This window comes from Labrys miyagiensis, assembly GCF_030160835.1.
Classification (GTDB): domain Bacteria; phylum Pseudomonadota; class Alphaproteobacteria; order Rhizobiales; family Labraceae; genus Labrys; species Labrys miyagiensis.
Window position 1 is genome coordinate 236931 of the sequence record NZ_BSPC01000069.1, and the last position, 20852, is coordinate 257782.

The 20852-nt window shown below is 63.2% G+C and carries 22 protein-coding genes; 9 read left to right on the plus strand and 13 right to left on the minus strand.

All coding sequences use genetic code 11. The annotated features are described in order from the left end of the window. Positions 1-21 precede the first annotated feature (21 nt). The 3 genes from QQL24_RS30940 to QQL24_RS30950 all read right to left on the minus strand — a co-directional run bounded on the left by QQL24_RS30940 (position 22) and on the right by QQL24_RS30950 (position 2054). Positions 22-750: a GXGXG domain-containing protein gene (locus tag QQL24_RS30940; RefSeq protein WP_284316144.1), complete on the minus strand. Its 729-nt coding sequence runs from the start codon at positions 748-750 to the stop codon at positions 22-24. A 3-nt stretch (positions 751-753) separates the two neighbouring features. Next, positions 754-1650 carry a class II glutamine amidotransferase gene (locus QQL24_RS30945; RefSeq protein ID WP_284316145.1) on the minus strand — a complete coding sequence of 299 codons (897 nt, stop codon included), beginning with the start codon at positions 1648-1650 and terminating at the stop codon, positions 754-756. 218 nt (positions 1651-1868) lie between these two features. Beyond that, positions 1869-2054, minus strand: a complete 186-nt coding sequence (locus tag QQL24_RS30950) for a hypothetical protein (protein WP_284316146.1) — start codon at positions 2052-2054, stop codon at positions 1869-1871. Between the two features lie 451 nt (positions 2055-2505). On the opposite strand from QQL24_RS30950, the gene QQL24_RS30955 reads away from it, so the two are divergent. Continuing rightward, positions 2506-3069: a hypothetical protein gene (locus QQL24_RS30955; RefSeq protein WP_284316147.1), complete on the plus strand. Its 564-nt coding sequence runs from the start codon at positions 2506-2508 to the stop codon at positions 3067-3069. Positions 3070-3163: 94 nt separating this feature from the next. Here QQL24_RS30955 and QQL24_RS30960 read toward each other — a convergent pair whose 3' ends face one another. Continuing rightward, the gene (locus QQL24_RS30960) at positions 3164-4033 is read right to left on the minus strand and encodes a LysR family transcriptional regulator (protein WP_284316148.1); all 870 of its coding nucleotides are present in this window, start codon (positions 4031-4033) and stop codon (positions 3164-3166) included. Positions 4034-4123: 90 nt separating this feature from the next. On the opposite strand from QQL24_RS30960, the gene QQL24_RS30965 reads away from it, so the two are divergent. Continuing rightward, positions 4124-5113 carry a nitrilase family protein gene (locus tag QQL24_RS30965; RefSeq protein WP_284316149.1) on the plus strand — a complete coding sequence of 330 codons (990 nt, stop codon included), beginning with the start codon at positions 4124-4126 and terminating at the stop codon, positions 5111-5113. A gap of 256 nt (positions 5114-5369) precedes the next feature. Here the strand turns inward: QQL24_RS30965 and QQL24_RS30970 are convergent, their stop codons facing one another. After that, positions 5370-6296, minus strand: coding sequence for an FAD binding domain-containing protein (locus QQL24_RS30970; RefSeq protein WP_284316150.1), 927 nt, complete (start codon positions 6294-6296; stop codon positions 5370-5372). Between the two features lie 375 nt (positions 6297-6671). On the opposite strand from QQL24_RS30970, the gene QQL24_RS30975 reads away from it, so the two are divergent. Continuing rightward, entirely contained in the window at positions 6672-7688 is a 1017-nt protein-coding gene (locus QQL24_RS30975; protein ID WP_284316151.1) for a LysR family transcriptional regulator, read from the plus strand. A 51-nt stretch (positions 7689-7739) separates the two neighbouring features. Here the strand turns inward: QQL24_RS30975 and QQL24_RS30980 are convergent, their stop codons facing one another. The 6 genes from QQL24_RS30980 to QQL24_RS31005 are packed head-to-tail and all read right to left on the minus strand — an operon-like array spanning position 7740 to position 11017. After that, positions 7740-8009, minus strand: a complete 270-nt coding sequence (locus tag QQL24_RS30980) for a hypothetical protein (RefSeq protein ID WP_284316300.1) — start codon at positions 8007-8009, stop codon at positions 7740-7742. 17 nt (positions 8010-8026) lie between these two features. After that, positions 8027-8725 (minus strand): hypothetical protein, encoded by a 699-nt coding sequence (locus QQL24_RS30985; RefSeq protein WP_284316152.1) that lies wholly within the window; start codon positions 8723-8725, stop codon positions 8027-8029. 3 nt (positions 8726-8728) lie between these two features. Next, entirely contained in the window at positions 8729-10141 is a 1413-nt protein-coding gene (locus tag QQL24_RS30990; protein ID WP_284316153.1) for an APC family permease, read from the minus strand. Next, positions 10138-10320 (minus strand): hypothetical protein, encoded by a 183-nt coding sequence (locus QQL24_RS30995; protein ID WP_284316154.1) that lies wholly within the window; start codon positions 10318-10320, stop codon positions 10138-10140. Before QQL24_RS30995 ends, QQL24_RS30990 begins: the two co-directional genes overlap by 4 nt. Before the next feature lie 10 nt (positions 10321-10330). Then, entirely contained in the window at positions 10331-10714 is a 384-nt protein-coding gene (locus QQL24_RS31000; protein WP_284316155.1) for a hypothetical protein, read from the minus strand. 9 nt (positions 10715-10723) lie between these two features. Then, complete coding sequence (locus tag QQL24_RS31005) at positions 10724-11017, minus strand: DUF4173 domain-containing protein (protein WP_284316156.1); 294 nt, start codon at positions 11015-11017, stop codon at positions 10724-10726. Positions 11018-11414: 397 nt separating this feature from the next. Between QQL24_RS31005 and QQL24_RS31010 the strand changes: the two genes are divergently transcribed. Further along, on the plus strand, positions 11415-12206 hold the full coding sequence (locus tag QQL24_RS31010) for a helix-turn-helix domain-containing protein (protein WP_284316157.1): 792 nt from the start codon (positions 11415-11417) through the stop codon (positions 12204-12206). Here QQL24_RS31010 and QQL24_RS31015 read toward each other — a convergent pair. Further along, entirely contained in the window at positions 12178-13299 is a 1122-nt protein-coding gene (locus QQL24_RS31015) for a hypothetical protein (RefSeq protein ID WP_284316158.1), read from the minus strand. The genes QQL24_RS31010 and QQL24_RS31015 overlap by 29 nt on opposite strands. Positions 13300-13660: 361 nt before the next feature. On the opposite strand from QQL24_RS31015, the gene QQL24_RS31020 reads away from it, so the two are divergent. The 4 genes from QQL24_RS31020 (at position 13661) to QQL24_RS31035 (ending at position 18458) form a co-directional block, all read left to right on the plus strand. Beyond that, entirely contained in the window at positions 13661-14866 is a 1206-nt protein-coding gene (locus QQL24_RS31020) for an ABC transporter substrate-binding protein (RefSeq protein ID WP_284316159.1), read from the plus strand. A gap of 273 nt (positions 14867-15139) precedes the next feature. Further along, entirely contained in the window at positions 15140-16981 is a 1842-nt protein-coding gene (locus QQL24_RS31025) for an ABC transporter permease (protein ID WP_284316160.1), read from the plus strand. Further along, on the plus strand, positions 16978-17757 hold the full coding sequence (locus QQL24_RS31030) for an ABC transporter ATP-binding protein (RefSeq protein ID WP_284316161.1): 780 nt from the start codon (positions 16978-16980) through the stop codon (positions 17755-17757). The genes QQL24_RS31025 and QQL24_RS31030 overlap by 4 nt, the downstream gene beginning before the upstream one ends. Further along, positions 17754-18458 (plus strand): ABC transporter ATP-binding protein, encoded by a 705-nt coding sequence (locus QQL24_RS31035; protein ID WP_431310780.1) that lies wholly within the window; start codon positions 17754-17756, stop codon positions 18456-18458. The genes QQL24_RS31030 and QQL24_RS31035 overlap by 4 nt, the downstream gene beginning before the upstream one ends. Here the strand turns inward: QQL24_RS31035 and QQL24_RS31040 are convergent. Next, the gene (locus QQL24_RS31040) at positions 18453-19634 is read right to left on the minus strand and encodes a hypothetical protein (protein WP_284316163.1); all 1182 of its coding nucleotides are present in this window, start codon (positions 19632-19634) and stop codon (positions 18453-18455) included. The two genes, QQL24_RS31035 and QQL24_RS31040, sit on opposite strands and share 6 nt — an antisense overlap. 146 nt (positions 19635-19780) lie before the next feature. On the opposite strand from QQL24_RS31040, the gene QQL24_RS31045 reads away from it, so the two are divergent. Continuing rightward, positions 19781-20737 carry a metallophosphoesterase family protein gene (locus tag QQL24_RS31045; RefSeq protein WP_284316164.1) on the plus strand — a complete coding sequence of 319 codons (957 nt, stop codon included), beginning with the start codon at positions 19781-19783 and terminating at the stop codon, positions 20735-20737. The last annotated feature ends 115 nt before the right edge of the window (positions 20738-20852 follow it).

The following is a 20852-nucleotide window of genomic DNA, read 5'->3' on the forward strand; positions in this document are numbered from 1 at the left end:
CAGGATGTCCGCGCTCCCAGGTCAGTACGCATCCGCATTGTCGATGTTGAAATTGTAGAGCTTGCGGGCCGAGCCATAGCGCTTGAACTCGCCCGGCTTGACATCATCGAAACCCGCCTTCGCCAGCAGGCCCTTGAGGATCTCCAGATGCTCCGGCCGCATCTCCTTCTCGATGCAGTCGGCGCCGAGGCTCTTCACCTTGCCACGCACGAAAAGCCGGGCTTCATAGATGGAATCGCCCAGGGCGTCGCCGGCATCGCCACAGACGACGAGGTTGCCCGACTGCGCCATGAAGGCGGACATGTGTCCGATATTGCCGCGCACGACAATATCGATGCCCTTCATCGAAATGCCGCAGCGCGAGGAGGCGTTGCCCTCGATCACCAGCAGCCCGCCCTTGCCGGTGGCGCCGGCATATTGGCTGGCATCGCCCTTGATGCGCACCTCGCCGGACATCATGTTCTCGGCGCAACCGGGACCGGCCGAGCCATGCACGACAATGGTCGCTTCCTTGTTCATGCCGGCGCAGTAATAGCCGACGCTGCCCTTCACATCGATGCGGACGGGCGCATCGACGCCCACCGCCACGGCATGCGAGCCCTTGGGATTGCTCACTTCCCAGGCGGTGGCGTTGGTGCCCGCCTTCAGCGCATGCAGGGCCTGGTTCAGCTCGCGCAGCGGCGTCTTAGCGAGGTCGATCTTCTCGATATCCGTCTTCACGCGTTCGGCTTTCGTTGCCAGCTGATCCATGCCTCAGCGCTCCCAGAAATACACGGTGGCGGGCTCGGGCTCCCACACCTTGGCATCCTCGATGCCCGGCAGGTTGACCAGCGCGCGATATTCGGAGCCGAAGGCGACATATTGGTCCGTCTCGGCCAGCACGGCGGGCTTGCACGCGACCGGATCGCGCACGACTCCAAAGCCGTCCTTGGTGCCGACGACGAAAGTGTAGAAGCCGTCGAGATCGTCGAGACCCTTCTCCATCGCCTCACCGAGATTGAGGCCCTGGTTCATGCGCCAGGTCAGATAGGCGGCCGCGACTTCGGAATCGTTCTCCGTCTCGAAGCTCATGCCGTCATGCCGGAGCTCGCGGCGCAGATTGTTGTGGTTGGAGAGCGAACCATTATGGACGAGGCATTCGTCAGCCCCGGTCGAGAACGGATGGGCGCCGAGCGTGGTCACCGCCGATTCCGTCGCCATGCGGGTATGGCCGATGCCATGGCTGCCGGTCATCTGGGCGAGGGCGAAGCGCTTGGCGACCTCGGTGGGGTAGCCCACTTCCTTGTAGATCTCGATCGCCTCGCCCGAACCCATGATGCGCACCGAGGGACGCGCCGCGCGGATGGCCTCGCGCGCGGCCTCGGCCTTGTCGGCGGGCACGCTCAGCACCGCATGCGTATCCTTGGGCTTGAGCGAGACCTCGCCGCCCACAGCCTTGCCCACGGCCTCGGCGAGGCCCTCGAAATCGGCGGTGGGATTGGCCGACTGCACGGTGATCTTGGCCTTGCCGGCCTCAGGCGCGCCATAAATGGCGAAGCCGGCCGAATCCGGCCCGCGATCGCACATGGTGTTGAGCATACCGGACAAGAGCGCGCCCAATTGGGGCTCCAGACTCTTGTCCTTGAGAAACAGGCCGACAATGCCACACATGATGGGCGCCCTCAGTGCAAATAATTTCACTGAGGCTAGCAAGTTCGCCCGGCACCATCAACCGTTCTGAACAAATTTTTCCTGTGAGGAATAATCCAGAGGCATAACTACTTTCCTGGCAGGAAAGTATGCCGGGTGGGCCCCCGTGACGTTCGCCCGGATTGCCCCCCACGTCCAGAGGGAAAGCCAGACGGAGGCTGAAGTGTCGATCACCACAACTACATCGGTAGAGCCGATGTAGTGAGATCGACATTTTTTGCAGAGGCATATTGGCGGGAAAGGAAGATCGCGATCCCCGCCATCTCGATCAGGCCGCCACCCGCTTGCAGGCGGGAGACTTCGAGCACGAAATGCGCCGTACGAAATGTCCGGATCGAGACCGTCGATATGAGATCGCGGCCCATGCCCGCTTCCCCACAATGAGGGAACCACAAACCGCGGCAAGTCTGTCATTCTGTGCGCTGAGAAAATGGCGAATGGAATAGCCAGGCGTCCCCGGTTTTGAGGGTGGCGGTATTCGCGATACCCTCGATCCTGCCTCCCGCGAGCGCGGCCGTCGCCCAGTGTTTCTGCAAATGGAGATACTTGATTCCTTCCGTCACAAGGACGCAAGGCTTCGGCAAGACAGGCCCGACGGCGCCGAACAGGACAGCAGCGGATCGGGCAAAGAACAGGCGAGTAGAAATTATGTCCTCAACAGTTGAAAGCGGCGCCCGTCCATAGAAGCATCCGATCCAGATTCGACCTTGTGGGCCCAGCCTCTGATACATGTCTCTCCGAACGATAGGACGTTCGCAACGAAACACATGGAGCAATGCACTTTGGCGCCACAGCCCGTACAGGGAGGGTCCGCAGATGGCTTACAAAATGAATATCCCGGAATCCTGGATAAAGCTGAACGCGAAGACGAAGAATATCGGCTATCTTCTCAACCTGGACAGCGCTGTCGGCGAGAATTGCGCCAACAGAGCCGATGATGTCATGCTCGTGCAATACATCCTCATGACGACCCTCGCTGCCCCCAAGGACCAGCCTCTTAAGATTGACGGGCCGACCGAGATACACGATTTCTTCGACTTCGTCGGTGCAGCCTTCGCCGCCGACGCCGCGATGACCGACCAGATTGCTCGCGAATACCGCCAGCTCGCCAAGACGTTCTTCGACAATCAGGCACCGCTCCCGACGGGAAAATGCGACAGCATCACCGTGACCTGGATCCGAATGTTCCAGATGCGGCACCTTCGCAAGTTCGTTTCCGCCGTCGACGGGCGGGTTGACCCCATCAATCCGATTCATGGCCCCATGCAGAAGAGCACGATGCTTCGGCTCAATGTCGCATTGCCGGTATGGCGAACGGACCTGGAAAAATCAGATGCCCCGGCCGCGCTGAAAAGCGCTCTGCGTGATTTCCGGAAATAGGGCTCGGTGCAAATTGAGCCATAGTTCCTTGGCGGGTCCAGCCCCGAAGAAGAATACGATCAGGGCTGTCTTTCAGAATTGAGAGAACTCCTCCTCACCGATGCGTCGAAACATAGTCGACAAACCGCAGCAATAGAGGATTGATATCCGCACTCCGCCAGCAAATTCCAACGGGCCACTTTGAGGCCGGGCCCGACAAGGGCTGTTGGTGGGTGCGGTTACCCAAAGCTTCAACGCCGTGCCATGGCAGGAAGGCAGCGCCCAGCCCGGCAGCAACCACGGCATGAATGGTCAAGACGTCGTCCGCATGCTGGATGATTCGTGGCCTGAAGCGGGCCGAGGTACACCATCGGCTGATCTGTGCATCCAGCCCCGGTCCGCGCGACGGCGAAAGCGCGACAAAACCAAGACTGTTCAAGGTCGACAGCCGGCTCCGGGGAGGAATCTCCGTGTCGCTGGAAAGCACCAGCGCCAACCGCTCCTCGAGGACCGGCATGAAGGATAACTCGCCGACCTCCTCAGGCGCCCGGCAAAAGCCGACATCGAGCCGGCCGCCAAGCAATCGCTGATGCTGCTCTCTCGATGGCAGATCGTTGAGCGTAATCCGGCTGTCGGGGGTCATCATCCGGAAACCGGCGATCAGCCGGGGCGCGGTGACGAGCGTCGAAATGCCAAATCCGATGTCGAGGTTACCGGTCAGGCCGGCATTTGCGCGATGCATCTTGACGTCGAGGTCATCGCTCAAACGCAAGAGTACGCGCGCTTCCTGCTGCAGCAGCTTTCCCAACGGCGTCAGCTTTGCACCATGCCGTCCACGCTCAAACAGCGGCCCGCCGACCATTGTCTCCAACGCCTGGATTTGCTTGGACAGCGTGGACTGGGTGACGAACAGCTTCGACGACGCCCTGCCGTAATGGCCGGCATCGATCAGTTGGACGAAGGAGCGCAGCAGTTTGATATCCATTCAAGTTCCGACTTATTTGCGTCGAAAATGTCATTTTACGAAACGATTTCAGCATGATCAACTTGTTCCAAGGTATCAGGAGCGATCGTTATGACCTTCAAGGTTTCCTCCGTGCAGTTTCAGCACTGGGCAAGCGACAAAGCCTATAATCTCGGGCGCATCGAGTTCTTCACGCAGCAAGCCGTCCTGGCAGGCAGCCAACTTGTGGCCTTTCCCGAGATGTGCATCTGCGGCTACTGGCACGTCCCGAAGCTGGATGATGCGGCGCTGCGCGCTCTTGCTGAGCCCTTATCGGGCCCATCCGTCTCGCACGTCGCCCGGCTGGCGCGGGAGCGCGGCATTGCGATCGGCGCCGGATTTCTGGAACTGGCAGAAAATGGGGCGCTCTACAACGCCTACGCGGTGTGCATGCCGGGCGGACAGGTTCATTGCCATCGTAAGCTGCATGCCTGGGAGCATCGCCTTATCTCCAGCGGCAATGCCTTTACGGTCTTTGATACGCCTTGGGGTATCCGCGCAGGGATCCTGATTTGCTGGGACAACAACCTGATCGAAAACGCACGGGCAAACGCCTTGCTCGGCGCGGAACTCCTGATCGCGCCCCATCAGGCAGGAGGGGGCCATTCCGTCAGTCCACATGGAATGAAGCGAATCCCTGTCCAGAAGTGGATTCAACGTCATGAAGATCCTGCAGCCATTGAAGCCGAAATCAGAGGTCCCAATGGCCGCGAGTGGTTTCTACGTTGGCTGCCGTCACGTGCGCACGATAACGGGATGTTCCTCGTCTTCAGCAACGGCATCGGCCAGGACGAGGATGAAGTACGCACCGGCAATGCGATGATCCTCGATCCCTATGGCCGGATTCTGGTCGAGACCTGGCAGGCTGCCGATGCAATCGTAAGCACCGAAATAGATCTCGCATTGCTCGACAGATGCACGGGCCAGCGCTGGATTCGTGGCCGTCGTCCGGAGCTTTACGGATGCCTGACCCAACCGAACATGAGCGGCCTTTCACCAATGGAAGCGCGTTTCTCCGAAACCTCGACCCGCTCCGCCTCGCACGCTAAGGGGACGCCATGAGCAGACATCAGGAGGGGCGTTGAGCCGGCTACTCATAAACGATTATGGGCGTGCGTGGCGATACGATCGTTCACACCCCATTCTTGCCTAGAGCAAAGCGCGTCTAAGCGTAAACGCTGCTTTGCTCTCACTCTTTGTTTCAACGCGTCTTTGCGATTCTTGCTGATGCCGTCAAATCGCAAAACGCTTTAGCGTGTCTGCGGGAACCGTTCTTATTCCCGCTCCTTGAAGGCAGGCCGCGGCGATGTGCATCCCCTCAGCACATCAACAGTGCTTCGAACGCACCGCCCGAGCCTTGTTGCGTATGGCTCCAGCTGTCGTGGGCCGGGCCGGGGCGTTGGGGGCGGGGCGCGGCGGTCGCGCGAAGCTCCCGGCAGATCTCGGCGGCCAGATCCTGCGTCATCTGCCGGCACCAGTCGGGGCGGCCATGCCGATCGGCATAGTAGAACTCCACCGGGATATCGTCACCCAGGCGCTGGCGGAGCACAGCTTCGGTTGGCATGCCGTCGAAGTCGAACTGCAGGGGGCGGCGGGTCGATGCCGTCACGGTGAGGGTGAGATCGCCTTCGGCCGACAGGGTGCCGATCAGGAGCGCATCCGAACCGCCACTTTTGGTCAGGCAGATGCGCCGCAGAGCCACAGCCCGTTTGAGGGCTTCGGCCGGGAGCCGCAGCGAGCGCAGCACTTCGCCCGCCCGCAAGGCCGACAGGCGCGGCCCGCGCACGAAATCCGCCACTGCAAGCCGGCGTTCGCCGCCTGCGGGGGTCCAAATCGTGCACACGCCTTCCAGCGCCGCACCGAGCGCGATCAATGGCCCGGAGGGCAGCGCCATGCACAGATTGCCGCCCACCGTCGCCGTGCTCCAGTTGCGGAAGGCGGCCGGGAAGGCCCTGCAGCAGCGCTCGATCAGCGCCGCGCCCAGCCAGTCGGCTGGCGCCTTGAAGGTGGCGAGCGTGCCGAGGCTGCAGGTTGCCGATATGGTGAGGCCCTGTTCCGCCGCCACCAGCGGTTCCCAGTTCATGCCGAGGAGGTCAACCACGCGGCGAACATCGGGCTGAGGCTCGGCGAAGAGTCCCGTGCCGCCGGCAAGCCAGGCATCGGATTTGCGGACGCGCCTCGCAATGGCGGTGAGGGCGGTGCGGTCGGCCGGACGGACGGCCTTCATGATGGCATTGAGGTCCATGGCCGCGCCTCAGGCCCGCTTGGCGGCAAGGACGATCTGGCGGCGGGCTTCACCCTGAACGGCAAAGCTGGCCACCATGATCGGCAGGGCAATCACGATAACGACGAACGACATCAGTTCCTCCACGGCACAAGGCAAGGCTTCGCCGCTGCTGCGGACGAGCTTTTACGGATAAGAAGCAATTTCAAGTATCGTTGGCGGAACGCAGGGGAAGGCGGAGCGCTTCTCCAACGTCACCATCATATCAGAATCCATATCGAGGGATATTTCCGATTGCAGAGCGTGACGCTGCCAAACCGGCAACAGGATTGCCGGGCAGCGAAAGCGTCGGGAAAAGTCTGTGCGACGATGTAAATTTGTGTTTAAATCCTCTCCATGATCGTAATTGCTGGCCGGCAGCAAAGAAGAGATGACGTGAGGGCAGCTACATTGGCTCGCCCGCGCGAGCATGCTCTTTCGCCCGCCCTGCTGACGCGTGTATTTCACCAACCGTCTCTGGTTTATTTTAATGCGGTTGCTGAATATTTATCTATCCGAGAGGCGGCGCGCCGGCTGAATGTGGCCTCATCGGCCGTGACACGACAGGTCGCCGGCCTTGAGGACGCGCTCGGCATGGAACTGTTCCAGCGCGAGAACCGTCGCCTCAAGCTGACGCCGGCGGGCGAGATTCTCTACCGTCACTCCCGCCGCCTGCTGGCGCCGATGGAGGCCGCGGTCTCCGAGCTCGACATGCTGCGCGGGCTGAAGACGGGAACGATCCGCATCGCCACCGTGGAGAGCGTGGGCCTGTCCTTCGTGCCGCGGCTGATCGCCGATTTCAGCCAGCGCTATCCGCGCCTGCATCTCGACGTCTCCGTCGCTTCTTCGGCGGAAGTAATCGCCCGCATCGTCGACGAGCGTGTCGACATTGGTTTCGGCTTCATCGCCGGCACGCCGCGGGGCATCGAGGTGGCCGTCAGGCGCGAGGTGCACATTGGCGCGGTGATGCTGCCCGACCATCCGCTGGCCGCCCGGCGAGCGCTGACGCTGGCCGATTGCCTCGATCACAATGTGGCGGTGGCCAAGCCGGAGATCTCCTTCCGCGAGGTGATCGAACCCTTCCTGCAGCGCCTGTCCCTGTCGCGCCTGCCGCTGGTGGAGGTCGATTCCATCCGCATGCTGGTCGAGCTCGCCCAGATCGGCCACCACATCTCGATCATGACGCCGATCGGCGCCCAGAACGAGATCCAGCGCGGCGAACTGGTGTTCCGCCCGCTCGACGAGCCCGGCCTGCCGACCAACCGCTTCGGCCTGATGCTGCGCGCCGCCGGCAACCTGCATTTCGCCCCGGCGGTGTTCTACGAGCACGCCAGGCAGCATTTCGAGGCGATCGTGCTGCCTGGGGCGGTATGAGGGCGAATAGTGTTTTTGGGCTAGGCTTGCGTCTCCGGTATGCCCGTCGCCTCACCCGGCCTGCCGCCGCCATAGCTCCCAGCGAGTGCGCGCGATGCGATAGGCATCGGGGATCGACAGCGCCCAGACGAACAGGCCGCCGGCAAAACGTCCGATCAGCGAAGTGTCGGGCGTCGTCAGATGCAGGGTCAGAAAGCCGAGCAGCAGCGTGAAGAAGACAAAGCCGAGCCCGCGTGCCTGCTGGCCAAGCAGCACATGGCCGACGCCCGGCAGCAGCGTCGCCACGGCCAGCACGAGATAGGGATTGACCGGCTTCGGCAGGACGGCGGCTGGCATGGTCATGCCCTCAGGCCGGGACGCGCCGCCGCCGGCCGCGCGGAAGGTTCCACGGCCGCGGCGATCGCCTCCAGCCCATCATAGAGCCGCAGGAAGGTCGTGGTTTCCACCCTGGCATCGCCGAAATCGCATTGTCGCAACAGGAGATGCGCCCCGCGCTGCCCCTCTGCCACCTGGTGGACCACCCGCAGGCCGCGCGGCGTCAGCATGATCTCCTTCACGCGGGCATCCTTGAGGAAGGCGGCGAAAGCCTTGCTTATGCGTGGCAGCAGCGCGCTCGCGCCCGGTCCACTGCCGCGCAACATCGCCTCGGCGGGAAAGGGGGCGGGCACGTCGAGGCGCAGGGGCAGTTCCGGCGTGCGGGCATAGAATTCGCTGCCCGAAGGCCGCACCAGCACGCCGAGGCTGGAGGTGGCGGGCAAGGGCGTGAGGATGGTGAGCGAGAGCCATAATTGCGGCAGGCGCCGGATCGTCAGGGTGTCGGGCAGGAGCTCGGCCCGGATCTGCCGCCCGGCGATGCGGCCGGTCAGACATGGGAAGCCGTCCCGTCCCAGGGTGATCGCGCCGGCGTCGAGCAGCGGCAGGCAATCGGCGAAGATATCGCGCCGCTTGCGCCAGATCGCCGTCCTCTCACGCCGCTGGAGCCAGACCAGCAGCGCCAGGCCGGTGGCGACGAAGACGAGGCCGCCGAGCCAGGCCATGGCTCAGTACCCCTTCGGCCGCGGCCAGGGCATGGTGAACTGGTCGCCGCGCCGCACGAATTTGTAGCGGTGGAAGGCGAACCACATCGAAACCACGATGTAGAACACCATCATCGCCACGAGCTGGGTGCCATAGCCGAGGAATACCGCGAAATAGGTGGCGGCGCAGAGCACGAACAGCACGATGGCCGGCAGCGGATGCAACGGGTGGACATAGCCGCGCTTGATCGAACCGAGCGGCCATTTGGCGCGGAACATCATCATGTTGAAGGACATGAAGGTGTAGCCGAGCAGGCCCGACAGGATCGAGAAGGTCACCACCTGGTCGAGCGGGGCGCCAAGCGCGAAGATGAGCGCGATCGGCACCAGGAAGAAGATCGAGCGGAAGGGCGTGCGGTATTGCGGATGCACCGCGCCGAACCAGGCCGGCATGTAGCGGTCGCGCCCCATGGAGAACCAGGCGCGCGAGGCGTCGTTGATGCAGCCATTGGCCGAGGCGAGCGTGGAGAAGATGGTGCCGATGAAGAGCAGCACCATCAGACCGGTGGAGTCGGTCAGGCGGGCGGCGTCGAACAGCGGCGTCACCGCTTGTCCCAGATATTCCCAGGGCATCAGGCTGACGCAGACATACCAGGTGATGGCGGCTGCGATCAGCAGCGTGATCATGCCGAGCATGGTGCCGAGCGGCAGCGAGCGGGCGGGCGAGCGCACCTCCTCGGCGGCCTGCGTGGTGCCCTCGATGCCAAGATAGAACCACAGGCCGAAATGCAGCGCCGCGATCACGCCCAGCCAGCCATAGGGCAGGCCGTTGAGAAATTCGGCAGGTTTGAGCAGTTCGTTCGACCACGGCCTCACGCCAAAGAACAGGAGAATGATGGCGATGAAGGCGATGGCGGTGATGACCAGGTTGAAGGTGAGCGTGGCATAGACGCCGCGATAGTTGAGCAGCGCCAGCCCCATGATGGTGAGCACGATGAAGGGCTTGTCGTGCACGCTGTCGAAGCCGGCCATGCCACCCACGGTCTGGATGAGATAGCCGGCGGTGATGGCGTTCGCGGCCTCCAGCATCGTATAGGCCATGACGAGAAAGAGGCCGACATTGAAGGCCATCAGGGGCCCCACGATGTGCTTGGCCTGCGCATATTGGCCGCCCGCTGCCGCCACCGTGGAGGTGACCTCGGAATCGATCATGGCGACGCAGGTATAGAGCAGCCCGGCGACCCAGCAGGCGATCAGGGCGGCCAGCGCGCCGCCCTTGCCGACGGCGAAGTTCCAACCCATGAACTCGCCCACCAGCACGATGCCCACGCCCAGCGCCCAGACATGGGCGGGGCCGAGCACGCGCAGGAGCGAGATCTTCTCGCCATGGATAACGGTCTGCGGCGCGGCGGCCGCCTCGGAGGTGATCTCGGTCATGGCGCCCCCCTGTGCGTGGGATCGATGACCAGGCTGTCCTCGATCTCGCCTTCGCGGGAGGACATCAGCACGTCTTCAGAATAGGCACTGTTGGTCTTGATCAGGTCATAGAGCATCCAGGCGCCGATCAGGATCGAGATCGCCCAGGCAAGATATTCGAGGATGACGAAAGCATTCATTGCCCGGCCCTTACTTGTCGTCGAAACGCTCGGCGATCACTTCGCGATATTCCTTGTCCGAGAAATAGATCAGGAAGCCGAAGTAGATCAGGATGACCAAGGCGGTGAGCAGGAAGATCGGCAGGGAGAAGGAATAGTCGAAACGCGAGGAGATGATTGGCGCCGCCGTCTCGGTGGTGTAGCCGAGCTTTTCCCACACACTCTGCATCAGCGGCGTCTGCTGCATGCCGGCCCAGCTCTTCTCCGCGAAGGTGAGGTCGATCTTGCCGCCGCCAGCGAGGCCCATGGCGACGGGAAGGAACAGGCTCGCCACCACGAGGACGAGCAATACGATTGAATCGATGACCTGGCCCAGCATGGATTGCTCGGGTGGTTTATAGGGGGTCTTGGCCATGACCGTTCCTCAGCGCTTCGATTTTTTCATTTCGTCGATGTAGTGCAGGTCCAGCCCGTAGAGATGCACCTTGTCCTCGTGATAGTGGCGCACGAGCGCGAAGATCGAGGCGGTGTTGAAGAGCAGGACCAGCCCGGCGGCGATGACAAGCGCGATAGCGACGCCGCTCGAGCCGGTATCGGGCAGGACTTCGAAGAACACGAACAGCAGCGTAAGCCAGAGGACGATGATGGCCACGAGGGCCCAAGCGCGGTCGCGGCGATACATCACCTCGATCCGCGGATCTTCCGATCCGGGAGTCATGCGCGTTTCCCCATTCCGAGACACAAGTTGTTACCTGACAGGCAACTTGTTTTTATGCCAGGAAACATTGCCCTCGATCCCGGGCATGAGTCAAGCGCTTGTCTGACCAAACAATTCGTATTCAAGACAATTTTTGGCTGTTTCAGGCCATTTTTCCACCTGTTTAATGGACGGAAATTTTCTTGCGCTTCAGGAATGCCCCGGTAAAATTCAAGTCATGAGGCTGCGGAGAGCCACCGCCTGTCGCGGCCAATGCCAATAATGGGGGATAACGGGCTTCGATCTTTACGCTGCCGGTCCAATGCGGCAGAAGATTTTGACGGGCAGAGCCCCGTGCCAGGACGGGATGAATGGGAAGGTCATTGGGTCCCGTTTCGGAAGGATCGAAAGGAACGCGATGACAAAGCGGGTGGTAGCACCAACCCCCAGAACCGCGCCGGCCCCGGCTGTTGGTCACGGCGATCCGGTCGCGGTCAGCCTTCCCTATGCCGATCCGATCGATCCCGGCGAGGGCGAGAGCCTGTTCTCCGACGCTTTCCCCACGCGCAGCTTCCCCTCCGGCGCCGTGATGCCGGCCCAGGACCCGCATGCCCTTGGGGGCGCGCGCGACAACATCCTGGAAGTGGCGATCGGGCGCGAAGTACGCGCCTTCCGCAACAAGCTCGGCATCACCGTCGCCGACCTCGCTGCCGCCACCGGCCTGTCGCTCGGCATGCTCTCCAAGATCGAGAACGGCGTCACCTCCCCCTCCCTCACCACGCTGCAGACCCTGTCGCGAGCCCTGGGCGTGCCGGTGACGGCCTTCTTCCGCCGCTTCGAGGAGCGGCGCGAGGCGGTGTTCGTGAAGGCAGGGGAAGGCCTCCTGATCGAGCGCCGCGGCACACGCGCCGGCCATCAATACCGCCTGCTCGGCCACAACAGCGGCAATACCGGCCGCGTGGTGGTGGAACCCTATGTCATCACGCTGACGGAAGAATCCGACGTCTTCCCGCTGTTCCAGCATTCAGGGCTGGAGTTCATCTACATGCTCGAAGGCGAGGTGATCTACCGCCACGCCGACAAGCTCTACCACCTCACGCCCGGCGACAGCCTGTTCTTCGACGCTGACGCCCCGCATGGGCCGGACGAGATGAAACAGCTGCCGATCAGGTTCCTCTCGATCATCTCCTATCCGAAGGACGAGGTTTGAGGGGGAGGAAGCCCCAGCCGCGGATAAAGCTCATAGCCACGGTGACGAGAACAATGAGTGCGGGACCATTAAAGAGCGAATGCCAGTACGGCATGACATGCCTCAGTATCAGTTCCCCGACACAGATCATGGCCTGCAACAGGCCAAGGAGCCAGAAGGGAGCCGGAACGTAATAGGGTGAGGGGTTGGTGTCGAAGACATTCCCTATCTCGTGCCAGCTGACTAAGCGCCTACGGGCGTAGGCCCAAGAAAACAGCATGATCAATCCAGCCACAAGCAGACAATACACCACGCTATAAGAGCGGAACCACACTGGAGGCTCGGCTGTCCTGGTCACGAAATGGGCGAGCACCGGCCGCGCCAGATTGAGAATGACATAGGTCAGCAGAGGCGGCCAGATAATGGCCATGCTCGCCAATCTCTCCGCCAACGCTTTGTCGGGGTTAATAGCCGCCTTGGTGGAGGGATCGGGACCACCAATCAGAACGAGATTCGCAACGACGAGTCCAACGCAGGCAGACAGCGTAAAACCTACTTCCAATAACAGCGTGAAAAGCGGCATCGTCCCCTTTGCCGTCAGTTCATATAGGGCAACGGCAATCTTGGAAGAGGCAACGACAGGCGGAAGGATCCATAGCAGCCAGAAGCCCTCACTTGGGCCATTGTCCGTGATGAGATACGCCAGCCAAGTCAACAATGCAGTGGCACCCACATAGCTCGCAATACCGGCGACAAGGGAGAAGACGCCCACATCTTCGCTTCTGATCACGTGGGCCACCCTAAATATTCCATAAGCCTGCAGACCAACCACAATCATGGCAACAACAAGCACACCATCGTTCAACCAAGACGCATTGCGTATGGAGCGGATCTGCCAGTTCGCCAGGCGGGGAGAGACTAGCTTGGCGAGTTCGAGAAGGGCTAGCGGGCCAATGAAGGCCTCAAGCCCAAAGCCGAAAGGAGCAAAGACGGAAGTGGAGACCGGGCGGGATGCAGTCGCGAAAATATCGAAGGGCAAAGGTATGAGTGGAATGACCGATCCTGCGATATAGGCCAGCAATAATCCCACCAAGACGAAGGCTTGCGCACGCATGCTCGTAGCCCACTTAACGGATATTTGCGTCACCGTGATGCCTTGTCTTTACAGGAAAGCCATCCTCTCGCAGGCTCAGGCCAGAAACAATGGGAGTTTGGCGTGTGGTGCTCGACCAACTTGGTCGCGGCCCCGCATCAGGGAAGCCCGAAGCCGTTGTCCTGCCGCCCATGGAGAGCAGAATCTGCCTGAAAGCGGGGCATTCCCGCCTATCCATTGCGCTTGACAGACTGCCGAACGCATCTGAAACTCGTTTGTATACGAACGAATTTCAACCATCCTCACCGAGATAGACCTGTACAAGCGGGCGACAATCGGAAACCATCATCACCACAGCCATCAGAGAGAGCGGGAGTGCCGAATGCGGATAGTGTCTCGACTTGTGTTTGCTGGCCTTGCCGCTGCTACGTTGCTGGCAGCCAGGCCCTCCTTCGCGGCGGATGCGATCAAGATCGGCGAGATCAATTCCTATTCCGGCCTGCCTGCCTTCACCGAGCCCTATCGCAAGGGCTGGCAGCTGGCGCTGGACGAGATCAACGCGGCGGGCGGCGTCAACGGCAAGCAGCTGGAGGTGATCTCCAAGGACGACGGCGGCAAGCCGGCCAGCGCCATCACCGCCGCCAACGAGCTCACCAGCAGCGACGGGGCGGTGATGCTGATGGGCACCTTCTTCTCCAATGTCGGCCTCGCCGTCTCCGACTTCGCCAAGCAGAAACAGGTGATGTTCCTGGCGGCCGAACCGCTGACGGATGCCATCACCTGGTCGAAGGGCAATGCCGAAACCTTCCGCCTGCGCCCCTCCAACTACATGCAGGCCGCCATGCTGGCCGAGGAGGCGGCCAAGCTCCCCGCCAAGACCTGGGCGACCGTGGCGCCGAACTATGAGTATGGCCAGTCGGCCGTCGCCGTCTTCAAGCAGCTTCTCAGCGCCAAGCGCCCCGACGTGAAATGGGTCGGCGAGCAATGGCCGACGCAGGGCAAGATCGATGCCGGCCCGGTGGTGGAAGCCCTGCTGGCCACCAAGCCGGACGCCATCCTCAACGTCACCTTCGGCGGCGACCTCGTGAAGTTCGTGCGCGAAGGGACGACGCGCGGCCTGTTCAAGGACCGTTCGGTGGTGAGCTTCCTCACGGGCGAGCCCGAATATCTCGATCCGCTCAAGGACGAGGCACCCACGGGCTGGATCGTCACCGGCTATCCCTGGTACGCCCTGCACTCGCCGGCACATGACGCCTTTCTCAAGGCTTACCAGGCCAAGTACAACGACACGCCGCGGCTCGGCTCGATCGTCGGCTATGTCACCATGAAGGCGGCCGCGGCGATCCTCGCCAAGGCCGGCTCCACCGACACGCCGGCGTTGATCAAGGCCGCCGAGGGCCTGCCGCTCGACACGCCCTTCGGCCCGATCACCTTCCGCGCCCTCGACCACCAGTCCACCATGGGCGCCTTCGTCGGCACCACGGCGGTGCAGGACGGCAAGGGCGTGATGACGAATTTCGTCTATCGCGATGGCAAGGATTATCTGCCGGATGATGCGACGGTGAAGGGCATGCGCCCGGCGGAGTGAGGACGAGGCGCGAAGCCTCCCCCACGAAGCTGGGGGAGGTGGCCGAACGGAGTGAGGTCGGAGGGGGTGTGGCCCGACGAGTTCTCACCCTACTGAATAAGGCTCAGATCTCACATAGGAAATGCTGAGTCCCATCCCTTGATGCCGAGCCTGTCGGACCACACCCCCTCCGTCATTGCTTCGCAATGCCCAGCGCACACGAAGTGTGCGCGATACCCCCAGCTTCGTGGGGGAGGCTTACGCGCCGCGCCCTGAACCCATCCCGAGGCCCCTGTGGGAACCATTATCGCGCAATTCCTGAGCGGGCTCGCTGGTGCCGCTTCCCTCTTTCTGGTCGCCTCCGGCCTGTCGATCATTTTCGGCGTCACCCGCATCGTGAATTTCGCCCATGGCGCCTTCTACATGCTGGGCGCCTATCTCGCCTGCACCTTCGCCAACCAATGGTCCGGCGCGCTCGGCTTCTGGGGAGCGATACTGGCCGCCGTCGTGATCGTCGCGGTGCTCGGCGGCCTGCTGGAGATGACGCTGCTGCGCCATATCTACCGCGCCCCCGAACTCTTCCAGCTGCTCGCGACCTTCGGCGTCACCCTGGTGGTGCAGGACCTGGTGGTGCTCGTCTTCGGCCCCGACGACCTGCTCGGCCCCCGCGCGCCGGGCCTTGCGGGCGCCGTGGAGATCGCCCGCCATGCCATCCCGACCTACGACCTCTTCCTGATCGCCATCTCGCCGATCGTGCTTGGCCTCATCTGGCTCCTCTTCAACCGCACGCGCTGGGGCATCCTGGTGCGCGCCGCGACGCAGGACCGCGACATGGTCGCCGCCCTCGGCGTCAACCAGAAATGGCTGTTCACCGGCGTGTTCATGCTGGGCGTCGCCCTAGCCGCGCTTGGCGGCGCTCTGCAGATCCCGCGCGATGCCGTCACCCACCAGATGGACCTCGCCATCATTGTCGAGGCCTTCATCGTCGTGGTGACGGGCGGGCTCGGCAGCGTGTTCGGCGCGCTCATCGCTGCCATCCTGATCTCCGAACTCAACGCCTTCGGCATCCTCGCCTTCCCTAAGATCTCGATCGTGCTGATCTTCCTGGTGATGGCGGTGGTGCTGGTGGTGAGACCCTGGGGCCTGTTCGGCAAGCCGACCGGCACGCCGCGCAGCACGCTCGGCGTCTCCATCGAGCCCTGGCGGCCGATGCGCCTGCAGGGACGCCTCGCTGTAGCAGGCTTCGTCCTAATCGCCGCGCTCCTGCCGCTGGTGGCCGGCCCTTATATGCTTTCGGTCGGCAGCGAGATCGCCATCTTCGTGCTCTATGCCGCCAGCCTGCAATTCCTGATCTCGGTGGGCGGCCTGGTCTCCTTCGGCCATGCCGCCTTCTTCGGCCTCGGCAGCTATGGCGCCGCCTTGCTGGTGACCCTGCTGGGCTGGCCGATGGAGGCCGCGCTCGTCGTGGCGCCGCTCCTGGCGCTGGCCGGCGCCATCCTCTTCGCGGGTTTTGCGGTCAGGCTTTCCGGTGTCTACCTCGCCATGCTGAGCCTTGCCTTCGCGCAGATCTGCTGGTCGATCGCCTCGCAATGGGTCGATGTCACCGGCGGCGACAATGGCATCCTCGGCGTCTGGCCCTCGCCATGGGCCGCCAAGCCGTGGGCCTTCTACGAACTCGCGCTGATCCTCGCCGTGGCGGGCGTGGCGCTGCTGCGCTTTGCCACCTTCGCCCCCTTCGGCTTCATGCTGCGCGCCATCCGCGATTCCGACCTGCGCGCCGAGGCGGTCGGCATTCGGCGCGCGCCGGTGCAATGGGGCGCCTTCGTGCTCGCCGGCACGCTGGCCGGCATCTCCGGCGCCCTGTTCGCTTTTCTCAAGGGCAGCGTGTTTCCCGACGCCTTCGGCGTCACCAATTCCGTCGATGGACTCGTGATGGTGCTGCTCGGCGGCATGGGCAGCGTCTCCGGCTCGGTGTTCGGCGCTGGCGTCTACAAGGCGCTCTCGACCTGGCTGATGAGCGAGACCGATTATTCCAGGCTCGCCATCGGCCTGGTCATCATCGCCGCCGTCGTGGCGCTGCCCAGCGGGCTCGCCGGACTGCGGGACCTGCTGCCGCGCCGGGAGATCAGGCCATGAGCGCGCTCCTGGAGATCACCGGCCTCGCCAAATCCTATGGCGGGGTGGAGGCAGTGAAGAATGTCTCGCTCAGCGTCGCTGAAGGCGAGATGGTGGCGCTGATCGGGCCGAACGGCGCCGGCAAGAGCACCTGCTTCAACATGATCAACGGCCAGATCCGGCCCGACCGTGGCTCCATCCGCATGTTCGGCCGCGAGACGGTGGGCCTGAAGCCGGCCGCGATCTGGCGTCTCGGCGTCGGCCGTACCTTCCAGATCACCGCGACCTTTTCGTCCATGCGGGTGATCGAGAATGTGCAGGTGGCCCTCGCCAGCCACGGCTCTGCTCTCTGGCGCCTCACCCGGCTCGACGGCTTCAGGCGCGCGGAAGCCAAGGCCCTGCTCGACCTCGTCGGCATCGGGGCACTGGCCGATCGCCCCTGCGGCGAGCTTGCCTATGGCGACCTCAAGCGCCTGGAACTCGCCGTGGCGCTCTCCAACGAGCCGCGCCTGCTGCTGATGGACGAACCGACCGCCGGCATGGCGCCGGGCGCGCGCATCGCCATGATGGCGCTCGCCGCCGCGATCGCCCGCCAGCGCGGCATCGGTATCCTCTTCACCGAACACGACATGGATGTGGTGTTCGAGCATGCCGACCGGCTGCTGGTGCTCGACCGTGGCCGCCTGATCGCCGAAGGCGATGCCGAAACGGTGCGCAACGACCCGCAGGTGCGGGCCGTCTATCTGGGCGACGGCACCGTCTTCGCCGGCCTCGAGCCGCAGACGGAGGCCCGCTGATGCTGCGTATTGCCGGCCTCGACAGTTTCTACGGCCCTGCCCATATCCTGCACCAGGTCTCGCTCGAGGTCGGCAAGGGCGAGGTCGTCGCCCTGATCGGGCGCAATGGCGCGGGCAAATCCACCACCTTCCGCTCGATCATGGGGCTGGTGGCCGACCGGCGCGGCACGATCACGCTGGAGGGTGCCGATATCATCCGCCTGCCGACCTATGAGATCGCCCGGCGCGGCCTCGGCTATGTGCCGGAGGACCGGCGCGTCTTCACCGACCTGACGGTGGAGGAGAACCTCGAAGTTGGCCGCCAGCCGGCGCGGCCCGGGCTGAAGCCCTGGACGCCGGCGCGCCTTTTCGAGCTCTTCCCCAATCTCGGCGCCATGCCGCGGCGGCCGGGCGGCCGGATGAGCGGGGGCGAGCAGCAGATGCTCACCATCGCCCGCACCTTGATGGGCAACCCCGCCATCGTGCTGCTCGACGAGCCCTCCGAAGGCCTCGCGCCGAAGATCGTCGAGGAGATGGCCCGCGCCATCATCACTCTCAAGCGGGAGGGCCTTTCCATCCTCCTCTCGGAACAGAACCTGCATTTTGCGAAACTGATCGCCGACCGCGCCTATGTCATCGAAAGCGGCGCCATCCGCTATTCCGGCACCATGGCGGAGCTCGCGGCGGATCAGAAGGTGCAGACGGAATATCTGGCGCTATGACAGCCGGAGCCGCCACGGCCGGATGAAGTTCATCACCACCGTGACGACGGTAATCAGGCTGCTGCCTGCCAAGAAGTCCATTGGAGAATGTGACGCCAACAATTCCCAGCTGGTGCATAGGGCAACCTGCATGAGGCCGAACAGCCAAAACGGCGCAGGCAATCCTTTCGGCTCGGTTTCGCTGCCAAAGACCTCCGCGATGTCAGGCCGCCAGTTCGGTGCTTCTCTGGCATAGGCATAGGCCAGGAACAGCGTCAGCACGCTGAACAGGAAAATATGCCCCCCTGAGCCGTAATGCAGCCAGCCCGGCGCCATCCCGCTACCCGACAAGAGGAGATAGAGCGGCGCCACGATGACGCCGATCACGATATTGGCCAGAAGGGGAGGCCAGATCAGCACCTGGGTGGTCAACCGTGCCCGCCATGCCAGCGAGGGAGCGGGAACGCGCCCGTCACGCGGCAAGATCCCATCGACCGTAGCGAGGTTTGCAACCACGATGACCACGCCGCTGATCAACAGAAGGCCGAGACAGGCTGGCAGGACCGCCGGCGACATTGCGCCCGTTCTCGCGAGTTCCAGCAGCTGGAGGGATCGAAAAGGAAGAACGTTCACAAAGGGCACGATCCAGAGCAGCCAGAAGCCATTGCCAAATCCGCGCAGCGAAATGCGGTCTGCGAGCCAGGCCAACAAGGCCGTGCTGCCGACATAGGTACTCATGGTCGCCACGATGAAGCCGGCGCCGGGATCCGGCACCACGCCTGGCATTTGCTCCATCGCCGTGGCGATCCCATAGCCCTGGAGAGCGGCGGCCGCAAACGCCGCAAACCTGACATAGTCATTCAGCCGAAACATGTTGGGAGCGGAAGCGACCTGCCATCGCGCCAGCCTCGGAATGAACAGCTTTGCGAGTTCCAGGAAGGCGAGCGGCATGAACAGCGGCATCAGGCCCAGGCCGAAAATGGAGAGCCGCGTCCCGGCATCCATGCCGACGCTCGTCATTGCCGCAAAGCCCGCCTGTGGGTCGATACCATAGAGCGGAATCGTGGTTCCCAGCGCGTAGAGAACTCCAACCATCGCGAGCCAGCCGAGATTGGCCGCGCTTCCGCCGCCACCCTGAGGCCTTTCCGGTCCCCAGGTATCGACCCGCACTTCCGTCATCGGCAGATCCCTCGTCACGAACAGGCTGAAGCATCCTGCTTTTCCCTGTTGGGAATCAAGCCTCCGAGATTTTTTCGCGCGCGCCGGGAATAAACGCCCCCCATCCGCGGTCTGGACCTGTGCGGAGCGAATGGACGCTCCACCACCAGAGCTCGGAGCATCTCATGAGCATCTCTGACGAGGCACCCGCCAAGGACGCAGACGGCATCGACCGCCGTGGTTTTCTCGAATGCATGACCTGGGCTGGCACCGGTGTGCTGTGGTCCATCGCCGGCGGCCTGCCGCAGGCCATGGGCCTGAGCAAGGCGCTGGCGGCCGACGCGCCGACCAAGCCCTTCACCTTCCTGCAGATCAGCGACAGCCATGTCGGCTTCGACAAGCCGGCCAATCCCGATGCGCTCGGCACGCTGCGCGAGGCGATCGCCCGTATCCGGGCGCTGCCGGTGAAACCGGACTTCATGATCCATACCGGCGACATCAGCCACCTCTCCAAGGATACGGAGTTCGACAATGCCGACCAGCTCATCAAGGAAGCCGGCATGCCCGTGTTCTACGTGCCCGGCGAGCATGATTTGCTCGACGATGGCCAAGGCAAGGCCTATCTCGACCGCTACGGCAAGGGATCGCGCGGCGCCGGCTGGTACAGCTTCGACCACAACGGTGTGCACTATATCGCGCTCGTCAATGTCGTGAATCTCAAGGCGGGGGGCCTCGGCAATCTCGGCTCCGACCAGCTCGAATGGCTGGAGAGCGATGTCGCCGGCCTGTCCTCCTCGATGCCGATCGTGGTCTTCGCCCATATCCCGCTCTGGACCGTCTACCCCGAGTGGGGTTGGGGCACCACCGACGGCGCGCAGGCGCTCGGCTATCTCAAGCGCTTCGGCTCGGTGACCGTGCTGAACGGCCATATCCACCAGGTGATGCAGAAGGTCGAGGGCAACGTCGCCTTTCACACCGCCCGCTCTACCGCCTTCGTACAGCCGGCACCCGGCACCGCCCCCTCCCCCGGCCCGATGAAGGTGCCCGCCGGAGACCTGCGCAAGATGCTCGGCATCGCCACTGTCGACTTCGTGCAAGGCAGCGAGCCTCTCGCCATCATCGACCGGCCGCTCGCCGGCTGACCTGAACTCCCCTTCCGGGCAGCCCCGGGAGAAGGCCGGAACCCTTCAATGGCGCTCCCGACCCGCCATCGCCAGCGGGTTCCGGCCTTTCTTTTGATCTGGCTGCCCCCTTCAC